Origin of the sequence: Acidithiobacillus ferriphilus (assembly GCF_018854775.1) — a bacterium.
GTDB classification, from domain to species: domain Bacteria; phylum Pseudomonadota; class Gammaproteobacteria; order Acidithiobacillales; family Acidithiobacillaceae; genus Acidithiobacillus; species Acidithiobacillus ferriphilus.
On sequence record NZ_JAAZTY010000081.1, the window covers coordinates 1 to 7,901 of the forward strand.

The window sequence follows — 7,901 nt, forward strand, 5'->3', positions numbered from 1 at the left end:
CCGTGGTTCGCAATATGTCAGCATCCGCTATACAGAACGGCTTGCCGAGGCTGGCATTGAACCCTCTGTGGGGAGCAAGGGAGACAGCTACGACAACGCCCTGGCAGAAACCATCAATGGACTGTACAAGGCCGAACTGATCCATCGTCGTGCGCCCTGGAAAACCAAAGCGTCCCTGGAACTGGCCACCCTGGAATGGGTGCATTGGTTTAACCATAGCCTCTCAAAAACGGTCCGTTGTGAGATGGGCATGTCATGCCGATGCCGTTTTGTGACAGGCGCGTGACCTATGTGCAGATTGTGCGTACAATAAAAGCAATGGAAATCACCTACGATCCGGCAAAAAATGCCCACAACATTCAAGAGCGCGGCCTCAGTTTTGATCGGGCGGTAGATTTTGACTTCCACACCGCGCTCTATCGCGTGGACGATCGCCACGAGTATGGCGAGACCCGGATCCGGGCTATGGGGAAATTAGATGGTCGCTTATATGCACTGGTCTTTGTGGAACAGGCCGCAGGTATTCGGGTGATCAGTTTTCGGAAAGCGAATCGCAGGGAGATCAAGCGTTATGAAAGCAGCAGACATTCATCGGGAGTCTGAGAACGGTAATCCAGAATGGACGACGGAGGATTTTGCCAGTGCCCATTCGTTCAGCTCCCTGCCAGGTTCTTTGCAGGCCAAGCTATCCACGCGAGGGCCACAGAAGGCTCCAGTCAAGGAGCGCGTTACCATGCGGCTCTCACCAGAGGTTGTTGCCCGCTTCCGGGCATCAGGTCCAGGTTGGCAGACCCGCATTGATGCAGCGCTGAAGGAATGGCTGGAGATACACCATAGGGTATAACAGTGCGTAGCTGAACGTATGGGGTTTTGTGGAAACTGAAATCTGGACGGGTTAGTGGACAGATTCAGGGCCGGAAATGGCCCAGAAAGTGTCCAGCTACAATAACTGCCTGACCATGCGTCAGCGTCAGCGTGTCATTGCCATCCATGGCTCCGTGCTGACCCACATACGTGGTAGCCATTGCCGCAGAAGAGAAAAGATAAGACATCAAGACCATGCTAGTTTTCCACATAAGACCTCCCTACCATCAAGTGAGCGAAGATCCTGTATATGCTTTCCGAAAGCACTAAACAAGCCGCTGAAAATTTCAACTCCCTGATAACACGAAGGAATAGCCTGTGAGTGTGGCACTGGTGTATTTTGGTGGTGCATTTTTGAAAAAAGGCTCAGGAGAATAACCTAAGCCTTTGTTTTATTTGGTGCGCCTGGAGGGACTCGAACCCCCGACCTACGGCTTAGAAGGCCGTTGCTCTATCCGGTTGAGCTACAGGCGCAAGGGATAATCCGACAATAAATCGTCCGCGTCATTGTAGAGGAGCGGTGGCGGTCAGGGAAGCCGGTGCGTGCCCCTTTTCGCTGACGGCTGCCAGCGTGTATGGTTGGTGGTATAGGCCGATCGGAGCAGAGCATGGATAAGCGCTTTACCCTGGAGAGCAGTTTCCCACCGCAGGGCGACCAGCCGGAGGCCATACGGTTGTTGGTGAACGGCCTTGCCTCTGGTGAATTTTTCCAGACCCTGTTGGGGGTGACCGGTTCTGGCAAGACCTTTACCATGGCTAACGTTATCGCAAGCACTCATCGGCCCGCCATCATCATGGCGCCCAACAAGACCCTGGCGGCGCAGATCTACGCGGAGATGCGCGCGTTTTTTCCCCACAATGCCGTGGAGTATTTCGTCAGTTATTACGATTACTACCAGCCTGAGGCCTACGTTCCGTCCTCCGACACCTTCATCGAAAAAGACGCCGCCATCAATGACCACATCGAGCAGATGCGCCTCTCCGCCACCAAGGCCCTGCTGGAACGGCCGGACGTCATCATCGTGGCCACCGTTTCCGCTATCTACGGTTTGGGTGATCCGGCCTCCTACCATGGTATGATTTTGCATCTGCGCGAGTCCGCCACCATGGATCAGCGCGTTATCCTCAAGCGTCTGGCGGAGATGCAATACAGCCGCAATCCTTTGGAAATGAAGCGCGGCACCTTTCGCGTCAACGGTGATGTCATCGACATATGGCCCGCAGAAAGTGAGGACGAAGCCGTTCGGATTGAGCTTTTTGGCGACGAACTGGAGCGTATCTCGCTCTTTGATCCTCTGACCGGCAAGACCATCACCCGTTTGCCGCGTTACACCATCTATCCCAAAAGCCACTACGTCACCCCGCGCGAGACCATTCTCGCGGCGCTGGACGCTATTAAAGATGAACTTCGCTCGCGTCTGGACGACCTGCGCCGCGCCAACAAATTGGTCGAGGCGCAACGGCTGGAGCAGCGCACCCGCTTTGATCTGGAGATGATGGCCGAGCTGGGGTATTGCTCGGGGATCGAGAATTACTCCCGCTACCTCTCGGGACGGGTGCCCGGCCAGGCGCCGCCGACCTTGATGGACTACCTCCCCAAGGATGCCCTGCTGTTTATGGATGAATCCCATGTGACCGTCCCGCAGTTCGGGGGAATGTACAAGGGCGACCGTTCGCGCAAGGAAACCCTGGTGGAATATGGTTTTCGTCTGCCCTCGGCACTGGACAACCGGCCCCTGACGTTCCCTGAATTCGAGTCGCTGATGCCGCAGACCGTGTTTATTTCCGCAACGCCTGGTCCCTACGAACTGGAGCACTCTGGACAGGTGGTGGAGCAGGTGGTACGGCCCACTGGTCTGGTCGATCCGGCTGTGGACGTCCGCCCGGCAAAGGGCCAGGTCGATGATCTGATCAGTGAAATCAACATTGTTGTGCGTACCGGTTGGCGCATTCTGGTGACGACGCTGACCAAGCGGATGGCCGAGGATTTGACCGATTATCTCCATGAACTGGGTATCAAATGCCGTTACCTGCATTCTGATATCGAGACGGTGGAGCGGGTGGAGATCATTCGCGATCTGCGCGCCGGGGTGTTCGATGTGCTGATTGGGATTAACCTGCTGCGGGAAGGCCTGGATATGCCGGAGGTGGCGTTGGTCGCCATTCTGGATGCGGATAAGGAGGGCTTCCTGCGCTCGGAGCGGTCGTTGATTCAGACCATCGGGCGCGCCGCGCGTAACCTGCACGGACGGGCCATTCTCTACGCGGATAGCATCACCAAATCCATGGCCCGGGCCATGGCTGAAACCGACCGCCGCCGGGAGAAGCAGTTGCAGTTCAATACGGCGCATGGCATCACCCCGCGCGGCATCATCAAGCCGGTGTCGGACATGATTGAAGGGGTCTATCGGCGCAATGCGCAACCCGCCGCGCGCGCCGCGGAAAAAAGTGCGGATTACCGCGTGCTCAATGACCCCAAAGCTGTTGCCAAGAAAATCAAGGAGCTGGAGGAGGCCATGTACCGTCACGCCCGCAACCTGGAGTTTGAACAGGCGGCGGCGCTGCGGGACGATATCAAAAAATTGGAGACCCGTCTGCTGGGCACCGATCTGCCGGTATCTCTGGAAGAGGACTGAAGTGCGACTCATAAGGACAAAAGCACGCCCTGCAACTTGACGACGCGTAGGGCATTGCCTATCCTGTAAACCAACCGGACGGTATGCAACGATAGGAGAACATGATGATTAAGGCTAAAGCCTATGCTGCTCAGACCGCCAGCAGTCCGTTGGCGCCCTACGAAGTCCTGCGTCGTGAGCCGGGTCCTGATGATGTTCAGATAAATATACTCTTTTGCGGTGTCTGCCATTCCGATTTGCACACCGCTCGGAATGAATGGAAAAACACGCTGTATCCCTCCGTTCCCGGTCACGAAATTGTGGGTCGCGTCGTTGCCGTTGGTAAGGATGTCAAAAATTTTAAAGTCGGTGATTTCGCCGGTGTCGGTTGCATGGTGGATAGTTGCGGGCACTGTCCGTCCTGTGACGAGGGTGAGGAGCAGTACTGCGATAATGGATTCACCGGAACCTACAATGGCCCGGTATTCGGCGGCGAAAATACCTACGGAGGCTATTCCCAGAGTGTGGTGGTCAAAGAATCCTTTGTGCTGAAGATTCAGCATGATGAAAAAGATCTGGCGAGTGTGGCACCGCTGCTCTGCGCCGGTATCACCACTTATTCGCCCCTGCGCCACTGGGGTGTCGGACCGGGTAAAAAGGTCGGCATTGTGGGCCTGGGCGGCCTTGGTCATATGGGCGTCAAGTTGGCGCACGCCATGGGTGCCCACGTGGTGCTGTTCACCACCTCCCCCGGCAAAGTGGAGGATGGTAAGCGGCTGGGGGCGGATGAGGTCTGCATCTCCAAAGATGACGCGCAAATGACCAGCCATGCCAACAGCTTCGACTTTATCCTCAATACCGTGGCGGCGTCTCATAATCTGGACGCCTTCCTGAACCTGCTCAAGCGGGATGGTACGATGACGCTGGTGGGTGCGCCGGCAGAGCCCCATCCGTCACCGGAAGTCTTCAACCTGATTTTTAAGCGCCGGCAACTTGCGGGATCCCTTATTGGTGGCATTCGGGAAACGCAGGAGATGCTGGATTTCTGCGCGCAGCATGGGATTGGGTCGGATATCGAGATGATCCCCATGGACTACATCAATACCGCCTACGAAAGAATCCTGAAGAGCGATGTGAAGTACCGCTTTGTGATTGACATGGCGACGCTGAAATAATCTCCCCAGGGCCGGAGATGATCGGCCCAGATTGCCAGAAGAGTGAAGGGCACGCCGGGCTGAAGTGATAAACGACAGTCCGGCGTGTTTTTTGTTTCAAGGTGAAAAACGTCAAGGCAGCAGGAGCTACCCGCGTGCTGTCGCAGAAGGGCGGTTCGCGTTGTGCCTCGCGTCCGAATTGGCTACCATGCGCAGGTTAAATGCGCGCACTGCGAGTCCTATGAGCAAATACATTTTCGTAACAGGTGGGGTGGTTTCTTCTCTGGGCAAGGGTGCTGCTGGCGCAGCTCTTGGTGCACTGCTGGAGGCGCGTGGGTTGAAGGTCACCATGCTCAAGTTAGACCCCTACATCAATGTCGATCCAGGTACCATGAGCCCCTTTCAGCACGGTGAGGTTTTCGTCACGGCCGACGGTGCGGAAACGGATCTGGATCTGGGCCATTACGAGCGATTCCTCTCGACGCGGATGGACAAGCGCAATAATTTCACCACGGGCCTGGTTTATCAGACCGTTATTGAAAAAGAGCGGCGCGGTGACTATCTGGGACGTACGGTGCAAGTCATCCCGCATGTCACCGATGAGATCAAACGGCGCATCCGGCTGGGTGCGGCGAATGCCGATGTGGCGCTGGTGGAAATCGGTGGTACCGTCGGTGACATTGAATCGCAGCCCTTTCTGGAGGCGATCCGGCAGATGGCGGTGGAGGAGGAACATGGTGACACCCTCTTCATGCATTTGACGCTGGTACCCTACCTGGCATCTGCCGGAGAGATGAAAACCAAGCCGACTCAGCACTCGGTGCGCGAACTGCGTGCCATCGGTATTCAGCCGGATGTGTTGCTCTGCCGTGCCGACAGGCCTATACCTGCCGATCACCGGGCTAAAATCGGGCTCTTTTCTAATCTGCCAGAAAGGGCGGTCATTTCCGCCATCGACACCGATAGCATCTATCGTATTCCATTGCTTTTCCATGCGCAGGGTCTGGATGATTTGGTGGTGCAGGTTCTCGGCCTGCAGGTGCCAGCCCCCGATCTTTCGGTATGGAATGGCATTATAGATGCCCTGGAACATCCGGAAGGTGAGGTGGTGATTGCCCTCGTGGGCAAATATGTGGGACTTACCGAGTCTTACAAGTCATTGGCCGAAGCGTTGCTTCACGCGGGCTTACGGGCGCGACGGAGTGTGCGCTTCCTTTATGTGGATGCGGAAGATATTGAGATGCGGGGGACGGAGATGCTCGCGGAAGCAGACGCTATTCTGGTGCCCGGCGGTTTCGGCGGACGTGGCACTGAAGGCAAAATCACCTCCATTCGCTACGCACGGGAGCAGAAGGTGCCTTATCTCGGTATTTGCCTCGGCATGCAGTTGGCGGTCGTTGAGTTCGCCCGGCATTGCGCCGGGCTGAGGGATGCCAACAGTACAGAGCTGGACCCCCAGACTCCGGCGCCGGTCATTACGCTGATGACCGAGTGGTCCGATCCCGAAGGTCATAAGGCGTATCGGGAGGAGGGCGGTAATCTGGGCGGCACTATGCGGCTGGGTGAGCAAGAGTGCCGACTGGAACCCGGCAGTTTGGCGACACAAGCTTATGGGCAGGAGCGGATTTACGAGCGACATCGCCATCGCTTCGAGTTCAACAACCGTTACCGCGATTCGTTGGCCACGGCGGGGTTGCGTTACACGGGTTTCTCTGCGGATACCGAGTTGGTGGAAGTAGTGGAGTTGCCGGACCACCCCTGGTTTCTGGGTTGCCAGTTTCACCCGGAGTTCACCAGTAATCCGCGTGAGGGACATCCATTGTTTGATGCCTTTATGCGCGCCGCCATCGCGCATCGGGAACGGGAGACTGCAGCATGAAGCTGTGTGGCTTCGAGGCAGGTCTGCAGCACCCATTCTTTCTGATTGCCGGACCTTGTGCGATCGAAAGCGAATCCCTGGCGTTGCGCACGGCGGAGGCTCTGCGCGATATCTGTGCGCGCCTCGGTATCCCCTTTATTTATAAAAGTTCCTATGACAAGGCGAACCGCTCTTCGGGGCAGAGTTTCCGAGGACCCGGTAGGGACGAAGGACTGCGCATTCTCGAAAAGGTCCGCCGGGAAGCAGGTGTGCCGGTCATTACGGATGTTCATGAAAAAGAAGATGTGGCGGCCGTGGCGGAAGTGGCCGATGTGCTGCAAACCCCGGCCTTCCTCTGTCGGCAGACCGATTTCATTCAGGCCGTCGCTGCTGCCGGTAAGCCAGTCAACATCAAGAAAGGCCAGTTCCTCGCGCCCTGGGATATGCTGCACGTCGCCAACAAGGCCAAAGCCACCGGCAATGACCAGATTATGGTCTGTGAGCGCGGTGCCTCCTTCGGCTATAACAACCTCGTGTCGGATATGCGTTCCCTCGCAGTGATGCGCCAGACCGGATGCCCTGTGGTTTTTGATGCAACCCATTCGGTACAACTCCCGGGTGGTCAGGGCGATCGATCCGGGGGCCAGCGTGAATTTATCCCGGTGCTGGCGCGCGCAGCCGTGGCGGCAGGTGTGTCAGGGCTTTTTATGGAAACGCATCCTGATCCGGCGCAGGCCTTGTCCGATGGCCCCAACGCTTGGCCGCTGGGACGTATGGAGAGCCTGTTGCGTGTCCTCCAGCGGATTGATCATCTCGTGAAAGACCAAGATTTTCCTGAAAACCATCCTGAGGAGTTAGCATGAACACCATCGTCCGCATACAAGCCCGTGAAGTTCTCGATTCGCGTGGTAACCCCACGGTGGAAGCCGAAGTCCATCTGGAAAATGGTGCTATGGGTCGTGCTATTGTTCCCAGTGGCGCCTCTACCGGTGAGCGCGAAGCCGTAGAATTGCGTGACGGGGGCCAGCGCTACGGTGGCAAGGGGGTGCGCAAAGCCGTGGAGCACGTCAACGGTGAGATCCAGGATTTACTCCTCGGCATGGAAGCCGAAGAGCAGGAGCATATTGACGCCGCCCTCTGCGCCCTGGATGGCACCGAAAATAAGGCACGTCTCGGCGCCAACGCGATCCTGAGCGTTTCATTGGCGACTGCCCACGCCGCCGCCCACGCCGCTGGTCAGCCCTTGTATCGTTACATTGGTGGTTTGGGTCCGCTGCAGTTACCCGTCCCCATGATGAATGTCATCAATGGCGGTGCCCATGCCGATAATGACGTGGACATGCAGGAATTTATGCTGATCCCGGCGGGTGCGGAGTCCTTCTCAGAGGCGCTGCAGATGGGGGTGGAACA

At 56.9% G+C, this 7,901-nt stretch carries 8 protein-coding genes, 1 tRNA gene and 1 pseudogene; 8 read left to right on the top strand and 2 right to left on the bottom strand.

Annotated features, from left to right (window positions below; genetic code table 11):
* From HF921_RS06405 to HF921_RS13530, 3 genes are all read left to right on the top strand, one after another.
* Nucleotides 1–286 (top strand): integrase core domain-containing protein (locus HF921_RS06405; protein WP_215893538.1); only part of this gene is annotated, 286 nt, incomplete at its 5' end.
* Complete coding sequence (locus HF921_RS06410) at nucleotides 283–603, top strand: BrnT family toxin (RefSeq protein WP_196762886.1); 321 nt, start codon at nucleotides 283–285, stop codon at nucleotides 601–603. The genes HF921_RS06405 and HF921_RS06410, both read left to right, overlap by 4 nt.
* Complete coding sequence (locus HF921_RS13530; protein WP_081258051.1) at nucleotides 572–844, top strand: BrnA antitoxin family protein; 273 nt, start codon at nucleotides 572–574, stop codon at nucleotides 842–844. Before HF921_RS06410 ends, HF921_RS13530 begins: the two co-directional genes overlap by 32 nt.
* 64 nt (nucleotides 845–908) lie before the next feature.
* Here the strand turns inward: HF921_RS13530 and HF921_RS06420 are convergent, their stop codons facing one another.
* Together HF921_RS06420 and HF921_RS06425 are read right to left on the bottom strand one after the other, a co-directional pair.
* Complete coding sequence (locus tag HF921_RS06420; RefSeq protein ID WP_215893539.1) at nucleotides 909–1,076, bottom strand: hypothetical protein; 168 nt, start codon at nucleotides 1,074–1,076, stop codon at nucleotides 909–911.
* 185 nt (nucleotides 1,077–1,261) lie between these two features.
* Nucleotides 1,262–1,338 (bottom strand) — tRNA-Arg (locus tag HF921_RS06425).
* Between the two features lie 134 nt (nucleotides 1,339–1,472).
* Between HF921_RS06425 and uvrB the strand changes: the two genes are divergently transcribed.
* From uvrB to eno, 5 genes and pseudogenes are all read left to right on the top strand, one after another.
* On the top strand, nucleotides 1,473–3,500 hold the full coding sequence (gene uvrB / locus HF921_RS06430) for an excinuclease ABC subunit UvrB (protein ID WP_215893540.1): 2,028 nt from the start codon (nucleotides 1,473–1,475) through the stop codon (nucleotides 3,498–3,500).
* A 101-nt stretch (nucleotides 3,501–3,601) separates the two neighbouring features.
* Nucleotides 3,602–4,654: an NAD(P)-dependent alcohol dehydrogenase gene (locus HF921_RS06435; RefSeq protein ID WP_308164111.1), complete on the top strand. Its 1,053-nt coding sequence runs from the start codon at nucleotides 3,602–3,604 to the stop codon at nucleotides 4,652–4,654.
* Between the two features lie 220 nt (nucleotides 4,655–4,874).
* Nucleotides 4,875–6,512 carry a CTP synthase gene (locus HF921_RS06440; RefSeq protein ID WP_215849703.1) on the top strand — a complete coding sequence of 546 codons (1,638 nt, stop codon included), beginning with the start codon at nucleotides 4,875–4,877 and terminating at the stop codon, nucleotides 6,510–6,512.
* Nucleotides 6,509–7,354: a 3-deoxy-8-phosphooctulonate synthase gene (kdsA, locus tag HF921_RS06445; RefSeq protein WP_215849704.1), complete on the top strand. Its 846-nt coding sequence runs from the start codon at nucleotides 6,509–6,511 to the stop codon at nucleotides 7,352–7,354. Before HF921_RS06440 ends, kdsA begins: the two co-directional genes overlap by 4 nt.
* Nucleotides 7,351–7,901: pseudogene (gene eno / locus HF921_RS06450) on the top strand (phosphopyruvate hydratase); the annotation flags it as partial. The gene kdsA and the pseudogene eno, both read left to right, overlap by 4 nt.

Bases quoted from the DNA above. Each gene is read 5' to 3' on its own strand.
- HF921_RS06440 (WP_215849703.1), top strand. From the start codon at position 4,875: ATGAGCAAATACATTTTCGTAACAGGTGGGGTGGTTTCTTCTCTGGGC.
- HF921_RS06420 (WP_215893539.1), bottom strand. From the start codon at position 1,076: ATGTGGAAAACTAGCATGGTCTTGATGTCTTATCTTTTCTCTTCTGCG.
- kdsA (WP_215849704.1), top strand. From the start codon at position 6,509: ATGAAGCTGTGTGGCTTCGAGGCAGGTCTGCAGCACCCATTCTTTCTG.
- uvrB (WP_215893540.1), top strand. From the start codon at position 1,473: ATGGATAAGCGCTTTACCCTGGAGAGCAGTTTCCCACCGCAGGGCGAC.
- HF921_RS13530 (WP_081258051.1), top strand. From the start codon at position 572: ATGAAAGCAGCAGACATTCATCGGGAGTCTGAGAACGGTAATCCAGAA.
- HF921_RS06435 (WP_308164111.1), top strand. From the start codon at position 3,602: ATGATGATTAAGGCTAAAGCCTATGCTGCTCAGACCGCCAGCAGTCCG.